The 1,414-nt window shown below is 36.7% G+C and carries 2 protein-coding genes; both read left to right on the forward strand.

Going from position 1 to position 1,414, the window contains the following annotated elements; translation table 11 throughout:
- On the forward strand, positions 1–459 hold a 459-nt coding region (locus ACOVO2_RS12475; RefSeq protein WP_421770297.1), incomplete at its 5' end, for a TRCF domain-containing protein.
- A 104-nt stretch (positions 460–563) separates the two neighbouring features.
- Positions 564–1,414 (forward strand): SUMF1/EgtB/PvdO family nonheme iron enzyme (locus ACOVO2_RS12480; RefSeq protein WP_421770298.1); only part of this gene is annotated, 851 nt, incomplete at its 3' end.

Raw genomic sequence — 1,414 nt, forward strand, 5'->3', positions numbered from 1 at the left:
GATTTAAGGCTTCCTGATTGCCAAATTGAAACCGACTTACAAATTATTATTCCTGAGAGTTATGTAAGCAATATCTCTGAAAGGCTTTCACTTTATAATCAACTTGATAATATAGAGAAGGAAGAAGAGTTACAAGAATTCCAAAAATCAATGGTTGACCGATTCGGCCCGATGCCCGAAGAAGTTGAAAATCTATTCAAAATTGCCCGAATTAGATGGAAAGCCGAACAGATTGGTTTTGAAAAATTAACCTTGAAAAACAATATCCTAAAAGGATACTTCGTTTCACAAGAGCGTACAGAATATTTTCAGACCGATAAGTTTGGCAAAATTCTTGATTATATTAAGAATAATCCTAAGCATTGCTCTTTGAAAGAAATCAAGTCTAAACTGCTACTTACAGTCGAAAAAGTACAATCAATTGATGAATTAGACAAGTTATTAAGCGGTATTATCTAATTTATCATGTTTCTTAAGTAATTGATTTTCAGATTTCTACTGAAATATATATTGAATTACCTATTTTTGCAAAACGAATTTAATTAACAAAAATCATTCCGAAAATGAAAAAACTACTTTTTAGTTCGACTGCGGTTGCGTTAGCGTTCATGCTAATTCTAAGTGGTTGTTCGAGCAAAAAGAAAGCTTCAAGTATCAATCCTGGCCGTAAAAGTACTGCCACTGGTATTGCATACAACAAGAAAAGTAAGAAAGGAAAAGAGCCTGAAGGTTTACAAGTTAAAGACTTCAAAGGCCAACCAGCAGGTCCTAACCTTGTGTTTATCGAAGGAGGTCGTTTTACGATGGGTACGGTCGAGGAGGATGTAACTTTCTCTCGTGACAACCTTGAAAGAACAGTAACGGTTTCGTCTTTTTATATGGATGAAACTGAAATTACGAACCTTCACTGGTTAGAATACCTTCACGCTATTCAAAAAGATTCTTCTCAAGAATTTTACGAAACAGCATTACCTGATACAACGGTATGGTTAAGTAAACTATCTTTCAATGACCAATTTACTGAGCAGTACCTTCGTTACCCAGGCTTTCGTATGTATCCAGTTGTTGGTGTTTCTTGGGTACAAGCATCTGACTACTGTAAGTGGAGAACTGAAGCTGTAAATGGTGAAATGGCTGTTAGATTTGGCGACAAAGCTAAAAAATCTAAAAGTGGTGGTGGTTTTGGTAAGAAATCAAAGAAAGGAGCAGCACCAGAAGCACCAACTGTTAAAGTTGGAGGTCGTTTAGCCATCGAATCAGGAAATGTTTTACCTGCATATCGCCTCCCAACTGAAGCAGAGTGGGAATATGCTGCCAAAGCACTCATTGGTACGCAATATATGGATGAGAATCAATCAAACCAACGTATTTACCCTTGGGATGGCTCGTCAATGCGTAAAAGCAAAGGAAAAGC

Origin of the sequence: Emticicia sp., from assembly GCF_049241225.1 — a bacterium.
Classification (GTDB): domain Bacteria; phylum Bacteroidota; class Bacteroidia; order Cytophagales; family Spirosomataceae; genus Emticicia.